The organism is Rothia mucilaginosa, from assembly GCF_964211445.1.
GTDB classification, from domain to species: domain Bacteria; phylum Actinomycetota; class Actinomycetes; order Actinomycetales; family Micrococcaceae; genus Rothia; species Rothia mucilaginosa_E.
The window spans coordinates 1-25,148 of the sequence record NZ_CAXOQT010000034.1 but is presented as its reverse complement, the minus strand read 5'-3'; the positions used below and the strand labels follow the sequence as shown (position 1 = coordinate 25,148).

Below are 25,148 nucleotides of genomic sequence, written 5' to 3'. Positions count from 1 at the left end.
TTGAATACTCCGGAAGTTAGGATGCACGGCGGGCACGAGCTGCGCGACGCTTCATCGCACGACGCTCGTCTTCACTGGTGCCACCCCATACGCCGGAGTCCTGGCCGGTCTCGATGGCCCACTTCAGGCAGACGTCTACAACCTCGCAAGAGCGGCAGACAGTCTTGGCCTCTTCAATTTGCAACAGGGCAGGTCCGGTGTTTCCTACGGGGAAGAACAGCTCCGGATCCTTGTCCAAACAAGCTGCACGACTACGCCAATCCACGGTGGACCTCCTTCATGATTTACGGTCTCACGCGGTGGCAAGACACATCTATTTTCCTGTGCGCGTGTCAAATACATCCGCTGATGGGATGCACACCCTGGGTTAGGGTGAAAATTGACTTATCAACTTTCGCATGTTGGAGCGGATGTGACAAGTACTTTTCTCTAAAAACTTCAGTATTAAGCTGAGGCATCTATCACTTAGGCAAACCTTTGTCTAATTGAGAGGTTGAGGAATCGCATGGTGACATATCTGTTCTGAACCCCGTCTCATGAGCGAGACGCGGGCGGCTGGGTGAGTGGCGCCTCGGGCATAATATATAGCGGTACCTACCCCTGCACACCGCACCGACGACGAGGCGGTGGCCCCGAGGCAAACCCAAGGCAGGGGAGCACCCACCCGCTAACGCATCAGCGCATCGGACCGAATACACCCCGGTCTGCCGCCCGCACAACCCATGAGGAGCCCACCGTGCCGTCACGCCCGTTCAACGTCATCTATGCATTCGTCCTGACCGAAACCTTCGCGGCATACATTCTGATTCGCGGTATCCTCTACCCCTTTATTGTCAGCGGAATGTCCACCGCGCAGGCGATTGTGGGCGGCGTGCTTCAGGCGCTCATTGCCGCGGGCATGACCTACTTCGGTCTGCGTTTCTACCGCGGCCGCTTCGGCTCGCGCCTGCCCATGATCCTGATTACCCTCTGCGCCCTGTGGGTCACCGCAAGCACCCTCATCATGAACGTGAGCGCTTACGGTCTGAACATTAGCCAGTCCATCATGATTGCGGGTGTTATCGGTGCGGCGGCTGCCTTCGTCTTCGTTCTGATGCCCAGTAGCCGCCGCTATATTGAGGCGGTCACCGAGGCATCGGGTGAAGAGGCGGAGAAGTACAGCCGCCGACGCCGCTAAACCCCTAGAGCTGCTAGACCCTAGCGCTGCTAAAGCCTAGACTGCTCAGTTCTAGACCCCGACCGGCACCTTCTGCCCGGCTGCTGCCGCGGTCAGTGCCAGGGGAACCTGCGCCGCGCACACGGAGGCGCCGTCCACCACCACGAGGCGACCGGCGGGCTGCTCACCCTGCGTGAACCGGTCTAGCGGCAGCGCGGTCACCGTGCACATGTCGGCGTCCGCTAGGGATGCGGGTGCGAGCAGAAGCGCACGCGAGCATCCCATGAGCGCCGCCAGCATGGGTGAGGAGGCGCGCCTCGGCCAGGGCGTGTAGGCGACCAGCATGGCGCGGAACTCGCCGCGACGCTCCAGAAGCAACTGCTGAACGGCGGGCTGCAGGTACTGCAGGTCGTCAATGAGCACGAGCGTCTGCGCGGGGTTCTTCACCGAGTTCAGGAGTGCACGGGTACGCTCCACGCTCGGCGGCTCGCCCGACGCTCCGCCATCACCCGAGGTGCCGCCAGAACCCTCAAGGACGAGGGTTTCCAGCATCGGGTTGAGCCGAGCAATGCTCTCCAGCAGCGTGGTTTTACCCGCCGAACGGGAACCCTGCACCGGAACCACAGCGCCAGCCGGGGCGCTCATCCACACCGGCATCTGCCGACGGTCAAACGCGACCAGCAGCTTAGTGCCCTGCGGATTGCAGGCGGCGTGGGCGGCAGTCACGTACTCGGTCGAGGGCATGCGGTAGTACTCGGGAAACTGCTTCAACAGTGTGCCGGGGCGAGTGTTTGACCCGTTAGAAGCGCTCGCGGCGTTACCCCGCAGAACCTGAACCAGCTCCTGGAAACCCGCAACGCACGGCGAAAGAATCGAAGCGCTCAGCGGCTGATCCCCAATCAACTCCTCATTAATGGCGCCCTCCACGCAGTAGTGGCTCTGCGCCGGGGTGGGGTAGTCCTTGCTTGTCGAACGCATCAGGTCGGCGTCCAGGAAACGGCGGCTCAACAGCGTAGAATGCGCCGCCGCCGCAAAACGACCGCGCGGGTTCAACGCGGAGGTGAACACCACCGAATAGCCGCGACGGCACCCCTGCGAGAGCAGATCGTAGAGCAGGTTCTCCGTATCGGGCTGGCGAACCAGCGCCTCCAGCCAGCTGTCCAGACCGTCCACAATGATGAACGGGCGGGCGGTAGCCTCGGCACCCCACAGGTTCGGGGTGCGTAGCTCCTCCAGGCAGAACCGCAGATGCGAAAGCTCCTGCGCGCCCACCAGAGCTTCAAAGGCTCCGGCGTAGGGCTCCAGGTCGCGGTAGAGCGCGCCGTCAGAGGTCAGCAGAACAACCGGCGTGCGTGCGGCAAAAGCCTGAGATAAAAGCCCGTAAAGCATCGGGGCGCGTTCGGCATTCTGCGCCAGCAGCGCCAGAGCCTGATGCCCCGACCAGCGAATCTGGCGGCGCACGCCGTAGCGGGCAATCTCCAGCTCGCCCAGCAGGTAGCCTTCGGAGGCGGCACCAGAATCGGCGGGGTCCTGAGAAGTAGCCGCCGGGTCAATGCCGTACGCGACCGGTCCGCTAACCGGCGCCTCCAACGCGGGTAGCGGGGTGTTTTCGGGAAGCTCCGGCGGAATCGGGCAGTACTCACCCTCAGCCGCCGTACTCTTCTGCGCACCCAGCGGGGAATACTCGCGTTCATAGAGCGCACGAATCTGCTGAGCCGAACGAATCAGCAGCTCATCCTCATTGCCGCCCACCTTCTGAACAACAGAAGCGACAGTCAGCTCACGCCAGCCGCCCTCCTCAAGACCCAGCACCTGCACCGGGTGGGCGTCGCTGGTCGAGGGGACCGCATCCACCAGCGGAGCGCGGAAGGGCAGGGAACGGCCATCCGGCAGGCGCACGTACCCGGCACCCGGATGCGCCGCCGAAATATACGCCGCCGACTCATGCTCCAGCAGGTTATAGGAATCCTGGGCGCTCGCCACGCGCAGGCAGATGCTCGTGGCAATATTGGCGCGAATATCCTGCGAAATAGCACCCTGCGGACGCTGAGTCGCCAACACCAGGTGCAGACCGAGCGAACGACCAATCGTTGCGATGCGCATCAGCTCAGCCATAGCGTCCGGCATGGAATCGATGAGCATGCGGAACTCATCCACCACAATCAGCAACTCGGGGTAGCGCGGAATCGTGCCCGCCGCCTGACAGGACGCCAGGTAGTCGCGGTAGGAGTTCACACCGAGCGCCTGCAGATCCACCTCGCGGCGGTGAATATCGGCGCGCAAAAATTCGAGGGCACGCTCCACCGCGGACACATCAAAATTGCTCAACACGCTGAGCGCATGCGGCAGCTGAGCCAGAGGACCTAAACCCGCAGAACCCTTGAAATCCACTAGAATCAGACCCAAACGCTCAGGCGGGTAACGCAGGGCGGCACTGAGCACCAGCGAGCGCAGAAGCTGCGACTTACCGGCACCGGTCGTGCCACCGAGCAACCAGTGCGGGCCGTGCTCAGACAGACCAATATTCAGCGAACCACCCGAAGAAACACCCAGGTAACAGCGAATATCGGAGGCGTAACGCTGAGCAGACCAGCGCTGCAGAACGGACTCCACCGCCATGTCATCAGCACGGTTCTTCTGCTGTGCGCTCTGCCGCTGAAGCGAAGAGAACAGGTGAGCCGACTGGTGCACCTGCGCCTCGTTGAGCGCGCCCTGCTCCTGCTCGCATCCGGCGCGGTACAGGTTCTCAAGAGCGGCGCAGAACGACTTAACGCTCAGACCGTCAGCGTGCTGGCACAGGCCCTCACACGCCAACGGGTGCACCTGATAGACACCCTCGGTGGGCTGCACGGGAGGCGCCGAATAACCCTGCGCACGGTAGCGGATGCTCTGGCGGTGGCTCCCCTCGCTCGCGCACTCAATCCAGGCGGAACTAAAAAGCGCACCGGGCGCAGGGGCGGGGCTATCAGTCTCGGTACCGCCCACCACACAGAGCGCCGGGGTGCTCATCTTCTGCTCATGCGGGGAGGAGAATGTGCGGGACTGCGAAGACTCAGCGGTAGCACCGGAGGTTAGCGCGGTCAGCAGGGGAGCGTAGATAGCGCTCGCCTCCTGCGGCAGGAGAATCAGCGGCGGAACCGATGCGGACAGCTCCGACTGCAGGCTACTCTGCAGGGTCTGCAGGTACTTCTCCTGTTGCATTCCCGGCAGGCAATGCACACTCACACCCGGCACCACGGCCAAAGTCTGCAACAGAGCATTGGTTCGCGTCTGATTAGCGTTGTTGGCGCGATCCAGCAGAACGTGCACTGCACCCGGATACCCCGCCACCAGCTGCACCAGGTAGGCGCGCAGATGCGCCTCCTCCAGCTTCAGGTAGTGACCGAGAACCGGGGTGGGCAGCGGTAGGTAGTGGGGCGCATCCTGCTTCTCCAGAGTGCCCAGCGGCAGGTTGCGGCCGCGCAGGTAGGGTTGGCGGGGACCGCACCCGAGCACAATCGCCGGGTAGGCGGCATCATGCAGGGCAGAGGGACCCGAAATCGCCAAGTTACCCGCGGTCGCCAGGGCGAGGGCACGTTCCTTCTCCTGCGCCGCCGCCTGGCGGGTCTGCTGCGAAGCGGCACGGTTCTCAGCCCGACCGCCGAAGAAGTGCAGAAGCATCAGCAGCGAAGACGCTGCAGACATCAGCAGGAGGAACCACATGCCGGTCACCAGCGCAATAATCAGGCCCACCACAATCGGTAGGCACACGCTCAACAGAATCTGCTTGAGCTTACGCGGCGCGGGCGGGTTCACGACCACCGGCTCAAAGGGGTTGCCGGCATCGCCCAGGGGAGCGAGCGTCTGCGCGGGCTCACCGGAGGTAGCGGCGGGCGCACTCGCCTTCTCTGCAGTATGGTTGCTGTGACCGGTGGGGGAGGTGAGCATGCAGAGTGAGGAGCCGAGGCGGAAGGGATCGTCCCAGCGCAGGACGCGCGGCTCTGCACTCTGCATCTTTTCGCTGCCCTCGCTTGCGACCGGACATTTCTCAATCCAACGGATGCCGGAGCTATCGGCGTAGAAGCTGCCGTGTACCGGCTTGAGGAAAGGATCCTGCAAGTGAATATGGCGCGGCTGCTCTCCTCCGCGGGGAGCTAGTGTCGCCCTGCCGAGGCTGGTTCGGCCGCGGATGATGGGGAAGGCGGCACCTGCATCGGGGCCGCGCAGGATGCGCAGCACGCTGACAGCGGGTGCGTTGGGGTGCTGAAATCCACCGGGAACGTTGCCGCCGAGAATATTACATTCGGACACAATTCGTTCAGAGGCACCATTTTCAGAAGTGTTCTGCGGGGGCTCCAGCTCGGTGCCCTCGCGCACGGGGAATAGCTGAAACGGGGTGTCCTTCGCGGTGTGGTGCGCGCCGGTTTCAGACTGTTGTAGAGCCTGGTTGAGTGCCTGCTCCAGGGAGGAACCGTCGCCCGCGTGTGCCAGCTGAAGCTGCACCCCGTTAGGCGCCGCCTCACCGTCGAGGCGGATGACGCGGGGGTAGGGGAGCGCGTCGGTGGTGTTGTGGTGGTCGAGAAAGAAGAGAGTCATACCCTCAGAAAACATTAAAAAGTATCAAAGTTCAACAAATAGGCTATTTGCAACCTAAAATGTTCGTATTTTTTGGATTTTTCAACCCATTTTTCAAAGAACTGTGGATAACCCACCGAAATACTGCCCGGATTACCGCTCAAAAAGCTCCGTATTGCACCCACTGAGGCGTCTATACTGAGCCGCTTGCTCGTCCTCATTGATGCCCGCATGGAGCCCCCGGCGCCCGAGGCGTTTCGAGGTCCCACCCCATCGATTGTTTAGCGGCGCAGCAAAATCGCGATAGCTAACCGCAATGAATATTTACCCGTAAACAAACATTCTTCGCCCCCGGTGGAACAATAAAATCCGCAGAAAAATGAGCCCCCGCAGACCCGCTTGACCTCGGGGTTCGTGAAGAATATTCACCCGGGGAAAGAGCGCGCGAACAATAGTCCAAAAGCCACTAAAAACACGTCATAAGTATGCGTGAGGCATGATAAACGGGTATCTTAGATTATGACTATATCCATCACGGGAGGGGCTTTTTGCACCCACCCGTGCGGATTGCGGCGCGACTGAGAACTCTCGGATGTGTCCAATCTGGTAGGTGAATACCGCCCTTGCAGAAGGGGTGGTGCGCCGTGATAATACAGGAGAAAACATTGACCGCTGACCTCGTAGTAGTCGGTTCGGGCCTCTTTGGTCTGACCATCGCAGAACAGGCTGCCACTGAGCTGGGCCTGAAGGTTGCCCTGCTCGACCGCCGTTCCCACATCGGTGGTAACGCATACAGCGAGAAGGAGAAGCAGACCGGTATTGAGGTGCACCGCTACGGTGCGCACCTGTTCCACACCTCCAACGAGCGTGTCTGGGAGTACGTGAACCGTTTCACTGACTTCACCAACTACGTACACCGCGTGTACACCCGCCACAACGGCATCGTCTACCCCATGCCGATTAACCTGGGTACCATCAACCAGTTCTTCAACGCAGCTTACTCTCCGGCAGAGGCAAAGGCGCTTATCGCTGAGCAGGCTGGCGAGCTGGCTGGTACCGACCCGCAGAACCTGAACGATAAGGGTATCTCCCTGATTGGCCGCCCCCTGTACGAGGCGTTCATCAAGCACTACACCGCTAAGCAGTGGCAGACCCCGCCGGAAGAGCTGCCCGCATCCATCATTTCCCGCCTGCCGGTTCGCTACAACTACGACAACCGCTACTTCAACGACAAGTACGAGGGTCTGCCCGTTGACGGCTACGCAGCGTGGCTGGAGCGCATGGCGGCGCACCCGAACATTGAGGTGCACCTGAACACTGACTTCTTCGAGCCCGGTCACCAGTACTCTCGCGAGAACGTTCTGGGCCAGATTCCCGTGGTCTACACCGGTCCGGTTGACCGCTACTTCGACTACGCTGAGGGCGACCTGTCCTGGCGTACCATCGACCTGGAAGAGGAAGTTCTGCCGATTGAGGACTTCCAGGGCTGCTCCGTGATGAACTACCCGGATGCTGATGTTCCGTTCACCCGCATCCACGAGTTCCGTCACTTCCACCCCGAGCGTGACTACACCAAGGACGCAACCGTCATCATGCGCGAGTACTCTCGCTTCGCGAACAAGGGCGACGAGCCGTACTACCCGGTGAACACCTCTGTGGACCGTGAGAAGCTGCTGGCGTACCGCGACCTGGCTAAGGGTGAGAACAACGTGCTGTTCGGTGGCCGCCTGGGTACCTACAAGTACCTGGATATGCACATGGCTATCGGTGCTGCACTGTCCATGTTCGACAACAAGATCCGCCCGCACTTTGCTGACGGTGCGAAGATCGAGTCCGGTGGTGTTGACGCATAACCATGGCTGATAAGACTTTGAAGAACCTGCAGCGGGTTATTTTCCCGAGCGCAGTTGAGACTGACGTTGTGCCCCTGTACGTGGACGCGAGTGTCGCAACCGGCGTTCAGCTGCCCACCCGTATTGACGGCGATGCTTCGACCTCCATTGCGGAGGCGATGAACACCTCCGGTCAGTCTGTCTCGAGCGCCAGCGCAAACCGTGATGCCGCTAATAACCTGAACAGCCGCCGTTCCATTACCGTGAGCGCGGGTCAGAGCCTGTCTTTCGGTACGTACTTCAACGCGTTCCCCGCGTCGTACTGGCGCCGTTGGACTGACCTGAAGAAGGTCGTGCTGAGCGTTCAGACTCGCGGCGAGGGCATGGTCATTGTGTACAAGTCCAATGGCCGTGGCGTGATTCAGCGCGTGGATGCGAAGCTGCTCTCCGGCGAGGAGACCAACACCTTCACCCTACCCCTGGCGCCGTTTGGTGACGGCGGCTGGTACTGGTTCGACCTGGCTGGCACCACTGACCTTGAGCTGATTGAGGCGAACTGGCTGGGCGACATTGAGCCCCGCGCCGATGTGAAGGCCGGTCAGGCGACTGTGCAGATTACCACCATGAACAAGGTGGAGTACTGCATCAACAACATTCGTGCTCTGGGTGAGAGCCCCGAGATTTTCGATGCTGTGCACGAGTTCCTGATTGTGGATCAGGGTACCCAGAAGGTGCAGGACCACGAGGACTTTGAAGAGGTCGTGAAGCCTCTCTCCGGTAAGTTCCGCATCATCAACCAGGGCAACCTGGGCGGTTCCGGTGGCTTCTCGCGCGGCATGTTTGAGGCCGTCAACAACGGATCCGATTACGTGCTGTTGCTCGATGACGACGTCATCGTGGAGCCCGAGTCGATTCTGCGTATGGTGACCTTCGCGAACTACTGCAAGGAACCCACCATCGTGGGTGCGCACATGTTCGACATGTTCGACCGCTCGGTCCTGCACGCGTTCGGTGAGGTTGTTGACCCGTGGCGTAACTTCTACGCTAAGCCGCACGAAGACATGGCGATGGGCCACAACCTGGGCCACCACAACCTGCGTAACACCCCGTGGCTGCACCGCCGCGTGGACGTGGACTACAACGGCTGGTGGATGTGCCTCATCCCGACCGCCGTCATTAAGGAAATCGGTCTGTCCCTGCCCCTGTTCCTGAAGTGGGATGACGCTGAGTACGGTCTGCGCGCTAAGGCTGCAGGTTTCGCTACCGTGTCCTTCCCCGGTGCGGGCGTGTGGCACGTGTCCTGGACCGATAAGGACGACTCCGTCGGCTGGCAGGCGTACTACCACGAGCGCAACCGCCTCATTACCGCACTGCTGCACTCGCCCTTCGATAAGGGTGGCCGCGTGCTGCTGGAGTCCCTGTTCTTGGACGTCAAGCACACCCTGTCCATGCAGTACTACACTGAGGCTGGCCGCCTGATGGCGCTGGAGGATCTGCTCTCCGGTCCCGAGCACCTGCACCCCTCACTCTCGCAGCGTCTGCCGGTGATTCGTGCGATGGCTAAGGAGTACCCGGAGTCTCAGGTGAAGCCGAACGTGGATGACTTCCCGGCTATCCAGACGAAGAAGCCTCCGTTCCGTGGCCGCCGCTCCTTCGCGTCCCCCGGTTACAAGAAGCTTGCTTCTTGGACCGCGAAGACTGTTGCTCGTCAGCTGTTCAAGCCGGTGAGCGAAGAGGCGAAGGCTCACCCGCAGATTCAGCTGAACTACGGTGAGACCAACTGGTGGACCCTGTCGAAGTTCGATTCGGCTCTGGCGACTAACGCTGAGGGTACCGGTCTGTTCTGGTACCGCCGCGATCCCGAGCAGCTGAAGTCGAAGCTGGCACAGGCTGCTAAGCTGCACGTCCAGCTGGTGACCGGCTGGGAGAAGCTGCGTGAGCAGTACCGTTCGAAGGCTGCTGAGGTTGCGTCCTACGATGCGTGGGCTAAGACCTTTGCTGAGCATACGGATTCTGAGCTGACCCGATGAGCGATCTGAAGTCTGTTCCCCTGAAGGCGCCCGGTCGCGGCCGCGGCATCCTGGATGCGATGAAGAATCGCTACCTGCTTCGACTTCTGGTCGATAAGGAAATCCAGGTCCGCTACCGCGGCTCGGTGCTGGGTATTCTGTGGTCCTACATCAAGCCGGGTGTGCAGTTCCTGGTGTTCTACATTGCCATGGGTCTTTTCCTCGGTCTGGAACGCGGTATGCACAACTATGCTGTGTATCTTTTCTCGGGCATGATTGCTATTAACTTCTTCTCGGAAGGTTTTGGTAATGGTGCTCGCGCCATGGTGGTTAACAGTGCTCTAATTCGCAAGATTTATCTGCCGCGTGAGTTGTTCTCGCTGTCTACGGTGTGGGTGGCTCTGGTGCATTTTGTGCCGCAGATTGTGGTTATGCTCCTGGCGTGCTTTGCGGTGGGCTGGCATCCGTCCTTGTTGGCTTTTGAGTCGATTCTGGCGGGCATGCTGATTGTGATGCTGCTGTCCTATGGTCTGGGTCTGATTTTCGGTGTGGCTAACGTGTTCTTCCGAGATTCGGAGAACATTGTGGACATGCTGCTGATGGTGGCTACCTGGTTCGCCCCGGTGCTGTACTCCTGGACCATGGTGCGTGACACTCTCTACCCGTGGGTGTTCAACGTGTTCATGATGAATCCGTTGACCGTTGCGGTGGAGCTGTTCCACTATGGCTTCTGGCATCCGACGCTCCGTCCTGAGGATTTGGCACTTCCTGCTTCGCAGGTGGTTCCGCATCTCTTCAGCTTCTGGACTCCGATTGCCATTGGTATTTCTCTGCTGACCGTTTTGATTGGTGATTTGCTCTTCCGTAAGTTTGAGGGCAACTTCGCCCAGGAGCTCTGATTCTGTGGATATTAAGAAGCTTGAGTTCCCTCCGGTGAGCCCGGACGCTCCCGTGGTGATTCACGTGGAGAACCTGGTGAAGCGCTTCGTTCTGCGCCACACCCGTTCGATGAAGGAAGCTTTTGTTTGGCTGATTAAGGGCCGCAAGGGTGATCTTTCGGAGAAGTTCAATGCGCTCAACGGCGTGAGCCTGGATATTCGTCAGGGTGAGCGTGTGGCTCTGCTGGGTCTGAACGGCTCGGGTAAGTCTACGCTGCTGAAGATGATTTCTGGCGTGATGCGTGCTGATGAGGGTGAGGTTCTCACTCGCGGCAATATTGCGGGTCTGATTGAGGTGGGCGCTGGTTTCCACCCGGATCTGACTGGCCGCGATAACGTGTACCTCAACGGCGCTATCTTGGGTATGACCAAGGAAGAGATTGAGGCTTCCTTCGATTCGATTGTGGATTTCGCTGAGATTCACGACTTTATCGATACCGAGGTGAAGTTCTACTCTTCGGGTATGTACCTGCGCCTGGCGTTCTCGGTTGCGGTTCACACGAACCCGGATATCTTCCTGGTGGATGAGATTCTTGCGGTGGGCGATGAGCCGTTCCAGAAGAAGTGTATTGCGAAGATTCAGGAGCTGTGCTCTGCCGGTAAGACTCTTGCCGTGGTGAGCCACGACCTGGATTTGGTTTCTAAGATTTGTGACCGCGGCGTGGTGCTGGAGCACGGTAACCTGCGTTTTGACGGTCCGATTAAGGAAGCTGTGAAGGTGATTCGCGGCGGTGACTAATCGCTAGGTGATTGCTTGTGATGGGGCGTGTATTCCCGATGGGGAGTGCACGCCCCTTTGCTGTGCCCGAATCTTGTTGCTTCGGGATAGGGGGGGCGAGGCTTCAAGAGAGGCGGCTGCGGCGGCTTTAAGACGAAATGTTACGCGTGCACCGAGTGCAACATGGCTGCGATCAATGGTGGGCGGCTCGAGAGGTGCGCGTGTGGCTGTTCTGTGAGTCACAACTGACTAGGTGTTTTGGATTTTGATGCACGTTAGGTAATGATGTGTGCAGTTCCATGCACCAAAAATGCTCAAATACTATACTCGTAAATATTAAGGGGCGTTTTATTACATTTTGATAAATTTGATGCTTTGACGCTAGGGTGATGGTGGCATTGATGTATCAGTGCTACACCGTATTCCACACAACCACACCACACACAGCATCGGATCACTTCAATGGAGAACACCGTACTGGATACCCGGGCGGAGCATCTAACTCTGCTCGAGGAGAATATCCGTGAGGCAATGCGCCACCGCAGCCTGGACCCGCACGAGGACCAGCACGCCGTTCGCGGGCTCATTGACGAGCACCTGAACGATTACGAACAGCGACGCACCCGTATCTCCCTGCCCGATTTGGGCGACCGCGACTCCGTGGCCCAGCGCCTGCATGATGAAATCTGCGGCTTCGGCGTGATTCAGCCGTTCCTGGACGATGAGAGCGTTGAAGAAATCTGGATCAACTCTCCCGACGAAATTTTTATCGCCCGCAACGGCGAAAGCGAATTGACCGGTCTGCACCTGAGCGCCGAGGCGATCAATAGCCTGCTGGAGCGTATGCTCAAGCCTTCGGGTCGTCGCGTGGACCTTTCCTCCCCGTTTGTTGACGCATCCCTGCCGGATGGCTCCCGACTGCACGCGGTGATTCCGGATATTACCCGCAAGCACACGAGCATCAATATTCGTAAGTTCGTGGTGCGTGCCCGCCGCCTGCCCGACCTGGTGCGCATGAACTCGCTGAGCGCTGGCGCGGCATCCCTGCTGCACGCGGCGGTGGAGAGCGGCATGAACATCCTCGTTTCGGGTGCGACCCAGGCGGGTAAAACCACGATGCTGAACTGCCTGTCGGCATCCATTCCGCCGCGTGAGCGTGTGATTACCTGCGAAGAAATTTTTGAGCTCGCGGTTCCGTTGCGCGATGTGGTGGGTCTGCAGTGCCGCCAGCCGAACCTTGAAGGCACCGGCGCGATTGAGCTGCGCCGCCTGGTCAAGGAGGCGCTGCGTATGCGCCCGGACCGCATCCTCATTGGTGAGGTGCGCGAGGCGGAATCCCTGGACATGCTCATTGCGCTCAACGCGGGTCTGCCGGGTATGTGCACGATTCACGCGAACTCGGCACGTGACGCGGTGACGAAGATTTGCACCCTGCCGCTGTTGGCGGGCGAGAATATTTCCTCGGCGTTCGTGGTGCCGACCGTGGCGTCCTGCTTTGACATTGTGGTGCATTGCGGTCGTGATTCGCGCGGTCAGCGTCAGGTCGAAGAGATCAGCATGCTGGGCGGTCGCGTTGAGGACGGCGTGATTGAGATGTCCCCGCTGTTTGTGCGCCGTGATGGCCGGATGGTGTGCGTGGCGTTGGAGTTGCCGAACCCGGATCGTTGGGTTCGTGCCGGTCACCGCCCCGAGCAGGTGCTGGCTGCGGCGAAGGCGGGCCAGTAATGCCTCTGTTTCTGAGCCTAATTTTGGGGTTGGGCGTCTGCCTGATTTACCTCTCTTGCTTTCCTGATAACGGCAAGCCGCCGAAGCCGAGTAATGACCCGGCGCTGGTGATTGCTCTTCGTAAGGCGGGCATGCATTCGTTGACCCCTCGCACGTTCATGTGGGTGAGCGTTGCCAGCGGTGTGACTGCCTCGGTTTTGTTGCTGATGGTCACTCAGCTGCTGCCGCTGGGTCTGCTGGGTCTGATTGGTGGTTTTGTGGCGCCTCGCGTGGTCGTGAATCATCGTGCTCGCGCGGCGGATGCCCGTATTTGGCAGTTGTGGCCGGATGCGGTGGACCACCTGCGTTCGGCGATTCGTGCGGGTCTGTCCCTGCCGGAGGCGCTGATTCAGCTCTCCTACCGCGGCCCGGAAGAGCTGCGTGACGCCTTCGCCCATTTCTCGCGTGATTACCGCGCCTCGGGTGAGTTCGTGCCCTCGCTGAACCGGCTGAAGGAGTACCTTTCTGACCCGGTGGCGGACACCATCATTGAGGCGTTGAAGATTGCCCGCGAGGTGGGCGGTTCTGACCTGGGTAAGCTGCTGGGCACGCTGAGCGATTTTCTGCGTGAGAATGCGCGTACCCGCTCGGAGCTTTTGGCTCGTCAGTCGTGGACTGTGAACGCGGCTCGCCTTTCCTGCGTGGCGCCCTGGTTTGTGCTGTGTCTGATGGCGACTCAGCCTGCCGCGCGCATGGTGTATAACTCGTTTGCCGGTGCGATGCTGATGATTGCCGGTGCCGCTATTTCTTTGGCGGCGTACCGTCTGATGCTGCGTATTGGTGAGTTGCCGCGTGAACGGAGGGTGTTCGGATGAACCTGCCTCTGATTTTTGGTCTGGTGTTGGCGACCGGCGTGGGTCTGATTCTTTCGTCGGTGCTGAATACTCGCAGTATTTCGTTTTCTGATCGTGTGGCGTCGCAGCTGCGCGGTGAGACTCTGCGTGAGTCGCTGTTGAAGGAGCAGGAGCGCCGTGAGCCGAGCCTGCTGGAGGCGATTTCGGCGTTCTGCGCGCCGCTTCTGCGTTCGCTGTCTTCGTCGTTGAGCGGCTCGTCGCTGAGCGATAGCTCGGTGCAGGAGCGTCTGCGTCGTGCTGGCTCTTCGCAGAGTGTGAGCGCGTTTCGTGCTGAGCAGCTGCTGTGGGCTCTTGCCGGTGTGACCGTCATGAGTGCCCTGACCGTCATTGGCGTGGTGCAGGAGCGTTTCTCCATCCTGGTGGCTCTTGTGCTGGTGCTGGTGAGCGGTTTGAGCGGCTTTCTGGCGCGTGACTGGTGGCTGGGTGAGGCGGTGACTAAGCGTGAGAAGCAGCTGGTTGCTGAGTTCCCGGCGCTGGCGGAGATGATGGCTCTGTCGGTGACAGCGGGCGAGTCGGCGCTGGCGGCCCTGGAGCGTATCTGTTTGACCTCTCGCGGCGAGTTGGCTCGTGAGTTTTCTGAGATTTTGGCGCAGACCCGCACCGGTGTTTCGCTGCTGAGCGCGCTGCAGGAGTTTGCGGAGCGTACTCGCGTTCCGGCGTTGAGCCGCTTCGTTGAGGGTATTGCTGTTGCGATTGAGCGCGGTACCCCTCTGGCTGATGTGTTGCGTGCGCAGGCTCAGGATGTGCGCGATAACGCTAAGCGTGAGCTGATGGAAACAGCCGGTAAGAAGGAGATTGCGATGCTCGCCCCGGTGGTGTTTTTTATCCTGCCGCTGACGGTGATTTTTGCGGTCTTCCCGGGCTTGTCGCTCATGCGTTTGAACTTTTAGATTTTGCGGCGGGTACACACCGTACCGGCTGCACCGCGGTGGGCTGGGCTGATTGCCCGGCGCGCCGCACCAACCACACACTACACCCTTTGATTGAAGGAGAAAATCATGTTCCGTCGTTTCCGCACCACCCTCACCGTGCTGATTGCCCTGGCTATCGCATCCGTGCTGGCTCTGCGCCTGAAGAACAAGCAGGATGACCCCGAGCGCGGTGACGTGCCCGGCTGGGTCATGATCACCATGATGAGCGCCGTGCTGGTTGCCGCTATCTTGGCGATTGCTCAGCCCGCTCTGACCAAGATGTTCAACGATGCGATTGCTCTGGTTCACCAGTAATGCGTAAGCCCCGCATCGCTTCTGAGCTGACTGCCGCTGAGCTATCCTCCGCGGAATATTCTGTGGAGGAGAGCGAGCGCGGTGATGCCAGCACGGAATTCGTCATGGTCGGTGCGCTGTTGGTGTTGCTGACTATGGCGATTCTGCAGGTTTCTTTCGCCCTGTATGCACGAACCATGTTGGTGGATGCTGCGGCGGCTGGGGCACGTTACGGTACGATGCGTGACCGCACTCCGCAGGAGGGCATGGAGCGTACCCGTCAGATGATTGAGGGGGTTCTTCCGTCTTCGTATGCTGAGAATATTTCGTACCGTCAGAGTAGTGATTCTACGGGTGTGCGCACTTTGGAGGTGACGGTGAAGTCTCCGTTACCGGTGCTGGGCCCGTGGGGTTTTCCGGATTCTATTGAGGTGAAGGGGCATGCGATTTATGCGGAGCATCGTTCCGGTGATTAGTGACTTTTCGCTTCGGCAGCGGGTGAAAGAGCGCTTGAAGAATCGTTCTGACCAGTCTCTTTCTGACCGGCCTCTTTCTGATCGGCACGGCTCTGAAGAGGGCAGTGCCATCGTGGAGTTCCTGGGCTTGGGTATTACTCTGCTCATTCCGGTGCTCTACGGCATTCTGACGATTTTTAGCCTGCAGTCTTCGGTGATGGCGGCTCATGCGGCGAGCGCCCAGGTGGTGCTGTATGTGCAGGAGCAGCCGCAGGATTCGTCGGTGGGCCCGGATTTGGCTAAGCGTCTGGCGGCGCATGCCGCAGCGGATTACGGGGTTGACCCGTCCGATGTGAGCGTGTCGTTGAGCTGTTCGTCGGGGGAGTGCGTCTCAGGTACGAAGGCGTACGCCACGGTGACGGTTCAGGCGCGTCTGCCGCTGCTGCCTTCGTTTATGGGTGGCGGCGTGATTCCGGTGAGTTCTCACGCGACGAGTTGGGGGTCTGGTCATGCTGAATCCTAATGGCTCGCCGGCTCACCTGCTCTCGGCTGTGCGGGAATGGTATGCCCACGTGCGTGCCCGTGTACAGAGCCAGGCTCTCGCCTCAGACCTGGTCGCCTCAGACCCGGAAGAGGGCAGTATTGCCCCGTTGATTGTGGGCATGGTGGCGTTGCTTCTGCTCATCGGTTCGGTGACGGTAGCGATTACCGGCGCGTATCTGCAGACTCAGCACCTGCAGGATATGGCTGATGCTCAGGCGAACTCGATTACCCGCGCGATCCGCACTCCGGAGGAGGCGAGCGACTCAGCGGCGTGGGAGTACGCGAGCGCGTACCTGGCTGAGGTTCAGCCGGGGCAGGATTTTCAGGCGTTGCGTCTGGATAACGTGTCTGTGGATTCTGACCAGAGTGTGCACGTGTACCTGTCGGCTCGTATTCGTCCGCCGCTGCTGTCGATTCTGGTGCCTGATGGTATTGAGGTGACCGCTCATGGGTCGTCGCGTTTGAAGACGAGCCAGGGCCCGTCCAACGACTAACCCGTCCAGCGACTAGAGGCGCTGTGAGCCCTATAGACTGCGAGGGCGCATCCGCAAGGTAGTGTAACGGCTAGCGGATGCGCCCTCGTTTTATGCCTTCTTGACGTCTCCATTGGGCGGCTTCTGCCCTCTACCCGCCGCATCCTTCTGCGCTGTGGGCTGTCGCGGGCTGTAACGGCGGGACTTTCTGGCCGTTTCGCGATAGTGTTAAAAGCTATGGCATCCTTCGACTTTTCTGCTGAGATTAAAGAGCTTCGCGCGATTTTCACCTCTATTGCTGCTGTGAGCGATATTGAGGGGATTGAGCGCGCCATTGAGGACCTGTCTGCGCAGGCTGCCGCACCCGATTTGTGGGATGACGTGGAGAACGCGCAGAAGGTGACGAGCGCGCTGTCGTATAAGCAGTCGGAGCTGAATCGTCTGCGTTCGCTGTCTTCTCGCATTGATGATGTTGAGGTGATGGTGGAGCTTGCCGAAGCGGAGGATGAGGAGACTGCCGCCGAGCTGCTCGCTGATGCTGAGCGTGAGTGCGGTGAGATCCGCGCCAAGCTGGAAGAGCTTGAGGTGCTGGTGCTGCTGTCGGGTGAGTACGATCAGCGTGAGGCTGTGGTGACGATCCGTTCGGGCGCCGGTGGCGTGGATGCTGCTGATTTCGCGGAGATGCTGCTGCGCATGTACCTGCGGTGGGCGGAGAAGAATGGCTACCCGACGAAGGTTCTGGACACCTCCTACGCTGAGGAGGCGGGCCTGAAGTCGGTGACCTTTGAGGTGAACGCGCCGTACGCTTTTGGCCGCCTGTCGGTGGAGGCGGGTACTCACCGTCTGGTGCGTATTTCGCCGTTCGATAATCAGGGCCGCCGCCAGACCTCGTTCGCGGCGGTTGAGGTGATTCCTCTGATTGAGCAGACGGATGCTATTGAGATTCCCGAGTCTGAGATTAAGGTGGATGTGTTCCGCTCCTCGGGCCCGGGTGGTCAGTCGGTGAATACGACGGATTCGGCGGTGCGTATGACTCACTTGCCGACCGGTATTGTGGTGTCGATGCAGAATGAGAAGTCGCAGTTGCAGAACCGTGCGGCGGCTTTGCGTGTGCTGCAGTCTCGCCTGTTGCTGTTGCGTAAGGAGCAGGAGGACGCGAAGAAGAAGGAGCTTGCCGGCGACATTAAGGCAAGCTGGGGTGATCAGATGCGTTCCTATGTTCTGCATCCGTACCAGATGGTGAAGGATCTGCGTACCGGCTACGAGGAAGGTAATACCTCTAATGTTTTGGATGGCGGTTTGAACGCCTTTATTGATGCTGGTATTCGCTGGCGCGCTTCGGGGCGCGCGGCTGAAGAGAGCTAAGACGTGAAGGATTGAGTGATGGCTCAGAAAAAGAAGAAAGACGCGAATAAGGACCCGAATAACGCGATTATTGCCCAGAATAAGAAGGCTCGCCACAATTACAACATTGTGGATACCTATGAGGCGGGCATTGTTCTGCTGGGTACTGAGGTGAAGTCTCTGCGTGATGGTGGGGCGTCCATTGTGGATGGTTTCTGCCAGGTGACCGATAACGAGATGTGGCTCGAGGGTATTCATATTGCGGAGTATGGTTACGGTACGTGGACGAACCATGCGGCTCGTCGTCGCCGTAAGCTGCTGCTGCATCGTTCTGAGATTAATAAGCTGGCGCAGAAGCTGAAGGAGACCGGTTACACGGTGGTTCCTCTGAAGCTGTACTTCTCGAATGGTCGCGCGAAGGTTGAGATTGCTTTGGCGACCGGTAAGCGTGAGTACGATAAGCGTCAGGCTTTGCGTGAGCGTCAGGATGACCTGGAGGCGCGCCGCGCGATGCGTTACCGCAACCTCGGCTAGGGCTGAGGCAAAACTTGTGACAGCGGCGGGGGACCGGGCTTATTTCCTCGCGTATAATGGTTGAAAATTCGTGGCGTACCGCGAGCACCATTCACTTTTTTGAGGAGACGTATGTCTGAGAACCCGAACTACCAGCAGAACCCGGGCGAGTTCATCCCCGCACCGCAGCAGGCACCCGCATACAACATGCAGGGCGGCTACCCCGGCTACCAGCCGACTCCGAGCTCGGCTCTGGCGATTGCTTCGCTGATTCTGGGTATTCTTGGTCTGCTCACTGGCTTGATGATTTTCGGTGCTGTTCTGGGTCTGGTCGGCGTGATCCTGGGTATTGTTGCCCTGGTGAAGGTGAAGAACGGTACCGCATCCGGTAAGGGCATGGCGATTGGTGGTATTGTCACCGGTGCGCTGGGCATGATTGCTGCTGCTGCTATGATGGTGCTCGGCATTGTTCTCGCAAGTCAGTGCGTTGAGAACGCGGTGCAGGATTCGAACGGTAACTACGTGTGCACCATGGCCGGTCAGACCATGACCCTGACTCCCGAGGACTACGACGCTGCCCGCCGTTAAATCACGTTGAGTCTTTGAAACGTTGAGGGACCGAATAGTGTTGAACTATTCGGTCCCTTGCTCTTTTTCGGCACTGATTCTGCCCGATTGGTGGATTCTAGGCGCTGTTTCTGAAATCTTGGACTTCACAGATGACCCGGATGACAGCTTATTTATATAATGGAACCGAACTCAGCGCGCAATGGTGCGTTGGGCGAGTATAAATTGTTCGCTGCAACTGTGAAGGAAAGAACGACGGATGTCTGAGAATAACTACGGAAACAACCAGGGGAACGCACAGAACCCCTACGCTGCTCAGCAGCCTAATTCTTCCGCCCAGAGCTCCTACGGCCAGGATTACGGCCAGGCTCCTTCGGCACAGAACACTTACGGTCAGGATTACGGTCAGAGCGCATCCGCTCAGAACACCTACGGTCAGGCTCAGCAGCAGAACGCCGCTCAGCAGAACTCGGCACAGCAGAACCAGTACGGTCAGTTCGGTGCGCAGCCCTCTTCGCAGAATGCTTACGGTCAGGCTCAGCAGCAGTACAGCTATGGCCAGGACGCTTCCTACCAGGCGCAGCCCGCTCAGCAGAACCAGTACGGTTATGGCCAGGAAGCCTCGTACCAGGCTCAGCCTGCTGACTACAACTACCAGCAGAACTCTTACCAGCAGCAGCCTCAGCAGGACGCTTACGGTTACGGTCAGCCCGCGGGTTACCCGTATGCGGCTCCCGTGACGAAGAAGGCTCCCGGCATGGCGCTGGCGGCGATGATTCTCGGTATTGCGGCTGTTCTGACCGGTTTCCTCGTGTTTGGTGCGCTGCTGGGTATTGCCGCGATTATTCTGGGCGCGCTGTCCCTGAAGAAGACTAAGGAAGTTGGCGCAGGTAAGGCGTTCGCACTGACCGGTATTATCACCGGTGCGGTGTCTGTCCTGATTTCGATTTGCATGCTTTTCGTATACATTTCTTTCTTTCAGACCACTGAGAAATGCCTTGAGGTTGGTACCGATGACGGTCACGGTAACGTGGTCTGCCAGATTGGTGACAACCCGAACAACCGCATGACTGTTCCGGCTCACCGCTAAGGTTTGCCCCCTAAATTTGACCGCCGCCTAATGCGGTACCCGAACGGGGTGAGGCTCCCAGATTTTCTGGGGCGCCTCACCCCGTTTGCTGTGTCCGCAATCTTCTATGTCGATTTTCTGCGCCCGCCGTTGAACCGGGTGCGTGCGGCGCGGATGTTTCGGTGGTGGATGCGTGCTCTCGCTCTTCACGGGCAGCGTTCTCTGCGTCCGTTCTTAGCTGGTGTTCTCTGTCAGTGAGAGCGCCGCGCGTGCGGGGGAGGGGACTTGCACGCTGTTAAACATCTTGGATATACTGAATCTCTACCGTGTTTGAATGGCACCGCGGCGTCTAGGTACGTTGAGGAAAACTTTCAGAAGGCGGTGGGCTTTTTGATAAAAGCATAGGGGGATGATCGGTTTCGACGATGTGAGTTGAGATGGGTGAAGCGTGCCGAGGATGCAGGGTTATCTCGTTAACGCCCTCTGCAAAAAATTAAGTGCAGAATCTAAGCGCACTGACTTCGCACTCGCTGCCTAAGCGCGAGTTGCCGTCTGTCGGCCTGAGCATGCCTTTGGCTCAGTTACCGGCATCGACTTAAAAGGCCACTGCTGCTAGCCCTTGTTGCGGGGGCTGGCGGGACTTTTACGTGACTAGGTTCGTCGGTATATGTGTTTATGCAAGTACCGGAGCCGAAAAGTAGCGTTCGCATAAACTGCGCACGGAGAAGCCCCGTTGACGCCACATCGGACCGGGGTTCGATTCCCCGCATCTCCACGATCTCCCAGCCGCCTGTGCCCCTTTTGGGGTGCGGACGGTGTTTGGTTCCAATCCAGAGGAAGAACCGCGGTAGGTTTCTACCACCCGGCAGGGCGCCCTACGGCGTCACCTGCCGGGTATTTTTATGCCCTTTAGTAGCTTCTGAATTTGAGGGACACATCGATATATATCGTTTGAACAGAGCTAAATATAAGTTGGGAAGGTAATCATGTCTCATAGGCTTCCTAGTAAAAAGCACCGTCAGGTGTTTATGATATTTACTTCATGAAGGGGTATCGTAGAGGAAATACTCTTCGAAGAGCGAGATGTTTGCCTGGCGGTTTCTAAGCTGAAACTGAGGCAAATCATCTGGTAGGTAGCCTACCTGCTTATAAGAGTAGGCAAGCCGTACTGCTTTGAGAGCGGAGGAAGAGCTGCTATGAGCAGGTACGGATATCGATTGGTAGACGCTGTAGACCTCGACATAGGGGCTACAGAATACATAGGAGGTGAACAAGTAATGAATCGGTTCAATATCATTGACACGGTTGGTCCTGAGTACCTTACGGAGAATCTCGAGAAAGGTGAATTTAGCTATCCTAAAGCTTTCAAAGAGAAGGGTCTTGAATTTGACCCAATCATGAAGAAGAAGGGGAAAGGCTCTTGGCAGTTTCTTGATATTCGATTTGAGCTGTCAGGAGTTTCGCTGCTCATTGAGACAAAGAACAATGCTGATAAGTGGCCTACTGTCGAAGAGCAAATTGCTGCATATGTCGAATATGAGAAGCGGTTAACTGGTAACAAGATTATTGCGATGGTTGCAAATACTGAGGATGATCGCATTACCGTTTGGAAGTCTGCGGTTGAGGACGACCGAAAACTGGTAGACGAAAAGGCTATCCGTACGATGCCGGAGTATGTGGCTATGTTTGATGCAAAGCATATAAACAATAAGGAGGAGGTGATGCGCAATACTTATAAGCTCAATGAAAAGCTGCATCGTTACGGTATTAATGAGAAGTTGCGTTCACAGTTTGTGGGAACCTGTCTCCTTGCAATTAAAAATGGCCTTGTCTATAGTCGTGAGATGAAAACATCTCAGATTATTATCGGCATTCATGATATTCTAGAAGAAATGCTTGAACATTCTTTAGAAAAAGCTGAGAAGCTAACCCTGATTGATAAGCGTATTCTAAAAAGTCAAGATGTTCGCGATATAAACAATGAAGGATTTTGTGAAATTCTTGATCTTATTAAAAAAGAAATTTTTCCGTTTATAAATGATAAAAGTACTGCTGGTCAAGATCTACTGAATCTATTTTTTGTTACATTTAATAAATATGTTGGTAAGTCAGATAAAAATCAAGCTTTTACCCCGGATCATATAACGGATTTCATGTCAACCATCTGTAACGTAAATAAAAATTCAGTTGTTCTTGATATGACGTGCGGTAGCGGTTCATTCCTTGTACGCGCAATGACTCAAGCCCTTGACGATTGCCACACGATGGCCGAGGAAGATCAGGTTAAGAAGCATCATATTTATGGTGTGGAGTATGATGAGCAAGTGTATGGTCTTGCCACTACGAATATGCTGATTCACGGGGACGGAAATTCAAATATTGTTCGAGGTAGTTGTTTTGATGAAGTTCCCAAATTTATTGAAGGGGGTGTTAAATTTGATGTTATTTTAATGAATCCTCCATACAATGCAATGGTAAAGCAGGTTCCGAAAGAGTTCTCTAAAAAATGGGGAACTGCTAAACAGGACCCGTCTAAGGGGCTTTACTTTGTCAAATTTATTCTTGAGCAAATGAATGAAAATAATATGCGGGGTAAATTGGCAGTTCTGCTTCCTATGGCATGCGCTATTGGAAATAGTTCACTGATGAAGCAGATGAAGAATGAAATTCTGAAGAATAATACATTGGACGCTGTTTTTTCGTTGCCTGACGATATCTTCTACCCCGGCGCAAGCGCATGTGCTTGTTGTATGGTTTTCGATATTGGAACTCCACACGCTTCTGCCCAACGGGAGACTTTCTTTGCATACTGTAAGGATGACGGTTTTAAAAAGCGTAAGAATCTAGGTCGCGTTGAGCAGATAGATGAGAATGGCGACAGTCTATGGGCTGCAATTCGTAGAAAATGGATTGACACCTATAAAAACCGTGATGTTATTCCTGGATTTAGTGCACGACATATGGTTACGGGCAATGATGAATGGTTGTGTGAAGCATATATGGAAACTGACTACACGACTTTGACTGATGATGATTTTCAGCAGACGATTAACGATTATCTTGCATACTTAGTGAAGGCGGGATTTGTATATGAAAATTGATATGAGTTCTTGGAAAAATTTTCTGCTTGAAGATATTATTGAAATAATCAATGGTAAGGGGATAACAAGTGAAGAGATTGAGAATAATCCTGGAACTTTTGAAGCTGTTCAAAGTGGCGAGGGAAACAATGGTGTAATAGGCTATATTGATAAAGCTTATTGCCAAGATAAGGGCTACTCGTATTGTGAAGAGCCTTGCCTAACTGTAGCTCGAAGTGGTACCGCAGGATTCGTCTCGTTTCATGAGCAAGGGTGCGTTGTTGGCGACTCAGCAAAGATACTATTGGTAAAAGACTCTAATGCGAAGACACGTAATGTTTATTTATTTTTGCAAACCCTACTAATGGCGAATCGTTTTAAATATAACTATGGCAGAAAAGTTACCGAAACCCTATATAGGCAAACTGTTATTAAATTGCCTTCAACATTGGAAGGTGATCCGGACTGGGAGTGGATGGATTCCTATATTGGGTTATTGCGCAGTGAGCCTTTGACGACAAAAAATAAAAAACTTGGCCCTTCGATAGATCCTAATAATTGGAAGTGGTTTCAGCTTGGTGGCGAATCTGGTTTATTTGATATACGTAAAGGAAAACGATTGACTGCAGAAGACCAGACGGATGGATTTACTCCATATATTGGGGCTATAGATTCAAATAATGGCGTCTCGAATCTTATCGGTCAAAGCCCTATTCATGAAGGAAATACTATTTCTCTGAGCTATAATGGGTCAGTAGGAGAAGCGTTTTATCAGCCTCTACCTTATTGGGCAACGGATGATGTAAACGTATTGTACCTTCGTCCTGAATACGGGAAGCTTAACCCAGCTGTGGGGCTATTTGTATGTTCTGTACTCAGAAATGAGAAATATAGATACTCTTATGGTCGTAAGTGGACGCTTGATAATATGAAAAGGACAATGATTAAACTCCCTGCAACCTTTGAAGGTGCGCCAGATTGGGGTCAGATGGAGGAGTATATAAAATCGATGCCTTATGGCGATAGGCTATAAGGATAGATTGGCCTATCTCTTTTGAGATAGGCCAATCCGTTGTTACATAACTTATTCTCGTTATTCCCTATATATTCATAGGTTTCTACCACCCGGCAGGACGCTCCACGGCGTCACCTGCCGGGTATTTTTATGCCCATTTTGGGTCCGTTCAGGGCGTACCTGTGGGCTTGGAGGGTGCTCAGGTGACCGCATTGTAATGAGAAAGTCATCAGAGAAGACGAAAACGCACCCTATGCCGTAGTATCGAAGGGTAGATATCGTTGTCCGGTGTCGGCTGTTCATTCAACCTCACCGGCAATGTACGAGAGCAACCCAAAAGTCGCTCCTCATAGTGGCGCCACCGCTACGATGCGGTAGCCGCACAGCTGCTATGACGACCACTCAAGGACACACCATGGAAAACCAGATTCCCGCCCCCTCCTTCCCGGAGCAGAGCAACGCAAACTCCCAGCAGCCTGCAGGAGCCCCCGTTGGCGTAGCACCCGGCGCTCCCATCGGCGCGGCACCCGGTGGCCCCGCCCTGGGCGTGGCACCCGCTAACGTGCGCGACCGCGACGACAGCTACCAGCGCATCCCGGACGTCTACCGGGTGCCTGCTGAATACCGCCGCCCCTACGGTGAGACCACCGGCGACTTCCGCGGCCCCGGCTACTTCTACTCCATCGGCGCGTTCGGCGCCTCCCTGGGTGCACTGGCGCTGACCCTCTACGCGTGGATTCAGGTCGCGGCACTCCACTCTGAAGCAACGCTCAACTCCCGCGGCTATAGCTCCTCTGAATATAGCTCCAGTCTGAGCCTGAGCCCCAACATCATGGTGATTGCTCTGCTGCTCGTGGGTCTGATCCCGGTCGGCGTTTCCATTTGGCTTGCCATCTACTCGGCGAAGGTGAACGCCGGTCACGTCACCAAGTACACCTCGAAGATGACGACCTTCAACATTCTGGCGTACATCATCTCGGGTCTGAGCCTGCTGGGTCTGCTCGGCACCCTCACCATGCTGTCTTAACCAGCGCAAGCTACACTGCTCTCAAGCGATAC

At 56.8% G+C, this 25,148-nt stretch carries 21 protein-coding genes and 1 other RNA gene; 20 read left to right on the top strand and 2 right to left on the bottom strand.

Going from position 1 to position 25,148, the window contains the following annotated elements:
* Window positions 1-16: 16 nt before the first annotated feature.
* Window positions 17-265 carry a WhiB family transcriptional regulator gene (locus AB8E48_RS08055; RefSeq protein ID WP_005505386.1) on the bottom strand — a complete coding sequence of 83 codons (249 nt, stop codon included), beginning with the start codon at window positions 263-265 and terminating at the stop codon, window positions 17-19.
* Window positions 266-736: 471 nt separating this feature from the next.
* Here AB8E48_RS08055 and AB8E48_RS08050 point away from each other — a divergent pair, with 471 nt between their 5' ends.
* Window positions 737-1,177, top strand: coding sequence for an alpha-N-acetylglucosamine transferase (locus AB8E48_RS08050; RefSeq protein WP_368886371.1), 441 nt, complete (start codon window positions 737-739; stop codon window positions 1,175-1,177).
* Window positions 1,178-1,228: 51 nt separating this feature from the next.
* Here the strand turns inward: AB8E48_RS08050 and AB8E48_RS08045 are convergent, their stop codons facing one another.
* A complete protein-coding gene (locus AB8E48_RS08045) occupies window positions 1,229-5,731 on the bottom strand; it encodes an FtsK/SpoIIIE domain-containing protein (protein ID WP_368886370.1) in 4,503 nt (1,500 codons plus the stop codon).
* A 644-nt stretch (window positions 5,732-6,375) separates the two neighbouring features.
* On the opposite strand from AB8E48_RS08045, the gene glf reads away from it, so the two are divergent.
* The 19 genes from glf (at window position 6,376) to AB8E48_RS07950 (ending at window position 25,116) form a co-directional block, all read left to right on the top strand.
* Window positions 6,376-7,563: a UDP-galactopyranose mutase gene (gene glf, locus AB8E48_RS08040; RefSeq protein ID WP_368886369.1), complete on the top strand. Its 1,188-nt coding sequence runs from the start codon at window positions 6,376-6,378 to the stop codon at window positions 7,561-7,563.
* A 2-nt stretch (window positions 7,564-7,565) separates the two neighbouring features.
* Window positions 7,566-9,572: a glycosyltransferase gene (locus AB8E48_RS08035; RefSeq protein ID WP_368886368.1), complete on the top strand. Its 2,007-nt coding sequence runs from the start codon at window positions 7,566-7,568 to the stop codon at window positions 9,570-9,572.
* A complete protein-coding gene (locus AB8E48_RS08030; RefSeq protein ID WP_049352622.1) occupies window positions 9,569-10,450 on the top strand; it encodes an ABC transporter permease in 882 nt (293 codons plus the stop codon). The genes AB8E48_RS08035 and AB8E48_RS08030 overlap by 4 nt, the downstream gene beginning before the upstream one ends.
* Window positions 10,451-10,454: 4 nt before the next feature.
* Entirely contained in the window at window positions 10,455-11,228 is a 774-nt protein-coding gene (locus AB8E48_RS08025) for an ABC transporter ATP-binding protein (protein WP_049337844.1), read from the top strand.
* Between the two features lie 441 nt (window positions 11,229-11,669).
* On the top strand, window positions 11,670-12,932 hold the full coding sequence (locus AB8E48_RS08020) for a CpaF family protein (protein ID WP_070831495.1): 1,263 nt from the start codon (window positions 11,670-11,672) through the stop codon (window positions 12,930-12,932).
* Window positions 12,932-13,786 carry a type II secretion system F family protein gene (locus AB8E48_RS08015; protein ID WP_049354294.1) on the top strand — a complete coding sequence of 285 codons (855 nt, stop codon included), beginning with the start codon at window positions 12,932-12,934 and terminating at the stop codon, window positions 13,784-13,786. Before AB8E48_RS08020 ends, AB8E48_RS08015 begins: the two co-directional genes overlap by 1 nt.
* Window positions 13,783-14,715: a type II secretion system F family protein gene (locus AB8E48_RS08010; RefSeq protein WP_294628743.1), complete on the top strand. Its 933-nt coding sequence runs from the start codon at window positions 13,783-13,785 to the stop codon at window positions 14,713-14,715. The genes AB8E48_RS08015 and AB8E48_RS08010 overlap by 4 nt, the downstream gene beginning before the upstream one ends.
* Window positions 14,716-14,823: 108 nt before the next feature.
* Window positions 14,824-15,051: a hypothetical protein gene (locus tag AB8E48_RS08005; RefSeq protein ID WP_005505403.1), complete on the top strand. Its 228-nt coding sequence runs from the start codon at window positions 14,824-14,826 to the stop codon at window positions 15,049-15,051.
* The gene (locus AB8E48_RS08000; protein ID WP_049344011.1) at window positions 15,051-15,506 is read left to right on the top strand and encodes a TadE family protein; all 456 of its coding nucleotides are present in this window, start codon (window positions 15,051-15,053) and stop codon (window positions 15,504-15,506) included. Before AB8E48_RS08005 ends, AB8E48_RS08000 begins: the two co-directional genes overlap by 1 nt.
* Window positions 15,507-15,540: 34 nt before the next feature.
* Window positions 15,541-16,008, top strand: a complete 468-nt coding sequence (locus AB8E48_RS07995; protein ID WP_368886367.1) for a pilus assembly protein TadE — start codon at window positions 15,541-15,543, stop codon at window positions 16,006-16,008.
* A complete protein-coding gene (locus tag AB8E48_RS07990) occupies window positions 15,995-16,522 on the top strand; it encodes a pilus assembly protein TadG-related protein (RefSeq protein ID WP_368886366.1) in 528 nt (175 codons plus the stop codon). The genes AB8E48_RS07995 and AB8E48_RS07990 overlap by 14 nt, the downstream gene beginning before the upstream one ends.
* Before the next feature lie 216 nt (window positions 16,523-16,738).
* The gene (gene prfB, locus AB8E48_RS07985; protein ID WP_049327697.1) at window positions 16,739-17,866 is read left to right on the top strand and encodes a peptide chain release factor 2; all 1,128 of its coding nucleotides are present in this window, start codon (window positions 16,739-16,741) and stop codon (window positions 17,864-17,866) included.
* Between the two features lie 18 nt (window positions 17,867-17,884).
* Window positions 17,885-18,379, top strand: coding sequence for an SsrA-binding protein SmpB (gene smpB / locus AB8E48_RS07980; protein ID WP_368886365.1), 495 nt, complete (start codon window positions 17,885-17,887; stop codon window positions 18,377-18,379).
* Window positions 18,380-18,490: 111 nt separating this feature from the next.
* Window positions 18,491-18,946: a DUF4190 domain-containing protein gene (locus AB8E48_RS07975; RefSeq protein ID WP_368886364.1), complete on the top strand. Its 456-nt coding sequence runs from the start codon at window positions 18,491-18,493 to the stop codon at window positions 18,944-18,946.
* A 238-nt stretch (window positions 18,947-19,184) separates the two neighbouring features.
* Complete coding sequence (locus AB8E48_RS07970; protein ID WP_368886363.1) at window positions 19,185-20,015, top strand: DUF4190 domain-containing protein; 831 nt, start codon at window positions 19,185-19,187, stop codon at window positions 20,013-20,015.
* Between the two features lie 384 nt (window positions 20,016-20,399).
* Window positions 20,400-20,772, top strand: a transfer-messenger RNA (tmRNA) gene (ssrA, locus tag AB8E48_RS07965).
* A gap of 499 nt (window positions 20,773-21,271) precedes the next feature.
* A complete protein-coding gene (locus tag AB8E48_RS07960) occupies window positions 21,272-23,095 on the top strand; it encodes a class I SAM-dependent DNA methyltransferase (RefSeq protein ID WP_368886362.1) in 1,824 nt (607 codons plus the stop codon).
* The gene (locus AB8E48_RS07955; protein WP_368886361.1) at window positions 23,085-24,107 is read left to right on the top strand and encodes a restriction endonuclease subunit S; all 1,023 of its coding nucleotides are present in this window, start codon (window positions 23,085-23,087) and stop codon (window positions 24,105-24,107) included. Before AB8E48_RS07960 ends, AB8E48_RS07955 begins: the two co-directional genes overlap by 11 nt.
* Window positions 24,108-24,504: 397 nt before the next feature.
* Window positions 24,505-25,116: a hypothetical protein gene (locus tag AB8E48_RS07950; RefSeq protein WP_368886360.1), complete on the top strand. Its 612-nt coding sequence runs from the start codon at window positions 24,505-24,507 to the stop codon at window positions 25,114-25,116.
* The last annotated feature ends 32 nt before the right edge of the window (window positions 25,117-25,148 follow it).

Excerpts from the sequence above, each read along its gene's own strand:
- AB8E48_RS08045 (WP_368886370.1), bottom strand. The coding sequence starts at position 5,731 with ATGACTCTCTTCTTTCTCGACCACCACAACACCACCGACGCGCTCCCC.
- AB8E48_RS08035 (WP_368886368.1), top strand. The coding sequence starts at position 7,566 with ATGGCTGATAAGACTTTGAAGAACCTGCAGCGGGTTATTTTCCCGAGC.
- AB8E48_RS08030 (WP_049352622.1), top strand. The coding sequence starts at position 9,569 with ATGAGCGATCTGAAGTCTGTTCCCCTGAAGGCGCCCGGTCGCGGCCGC.
- AB8E48_RS08020 (WP_070831495.1), top strand. The coding sequence starts at position 11,670 with ATGGAGAACACCGTACTGGATACCCGGGCGGAGCATCTAACTCTGCTC.
- AB8E48_RS08015 (WP_049354294.1), top strand. The coding sequence starts at position 12,932 with ATGCCTCTGTTTCTGAGCCTAATTTTGGGGTTGGGCGTCTGCCTGATT.
- AB8E48_RS08010 (WP_294628743.1), top strand. The coding sequence starts at position 13,783 with ATGAACCTGCCTCTGATTTTTGGTCTGGTGTTGGCGACCGGCGTGGGT.
- AB8E48_RS08005 (WP_005505403.1), top strand. The coding sequence starts at position 14,824 with ATGTTCCGTCGTTTCCGCACCACCCTCACCGTGCTGATTGCCCTGGCT.
- AB8E48_RS08000 (WP_049344011.1), top strand. The coding sequence starts at position 15,051 with ATGCGTAAGCCCCGCATCGCTTCTGAGCTGACTGCCGCTGAGCTATCC.
- AB8E48_RS07990 (WP_368886366.1), top strand. The coding sequence starts at position 15,995 with ATGCTGAATCCTAATGGCTCGCCGGCTCACCTGCTCTCGGCTGTGCGG.
- prfB (WP_049327697.1), top strand. The coding sequence starts at position 16,739 with ATGGCATCCTTCGACTTTTCTGCTGAGATTAAAGAGCTTCGCGCGATT.
- smpB (WP_368886365.1), top strand. The coding sequence starts at position 17,885 with ATGGCTCAGAAAAAGAAGAAAGACGCGAATAAGGACCCGAATAACGCG.
- AB8E48_RS07975 (WP_368886364.1), top strand. The coding sequence starts at position 18,491 with ATGTCTGAGAACCCGAACTACCAGCAGAACCCGGGCGAGTTCATCCCC.
- AB8E48_RS07970 (WP_368886363.1), top strand. The coding sequence starts at position 19,185 with ATGTCTGAGAATAACTACGGAAACAACCAGGGGAACGCACAGAACCCC.
- AB8E48_RS07960 (WP_368886362.1), top strand. The coding sequence starts at position 21,272 with ATGAATCGGTTCAATATCATTGACACGGTTGGTCCTGAGTACCTTACG.
- AB8E48_RS07955 (WP_368886361.1), top strand. The coding sequence starts at position 23,085 with ATGAAAATTGATATGAGTTCTTGGAAAAATTTTCTGCTTGAAGATATT.
- AB8E48_RS07950 (WP_368886360.1), top strand. The coding sequence starts at position 24,505 with ATGGAAAACCAGATTCCCGCCCCCTCCTTCCCGGAGCAGAGCAACGCA.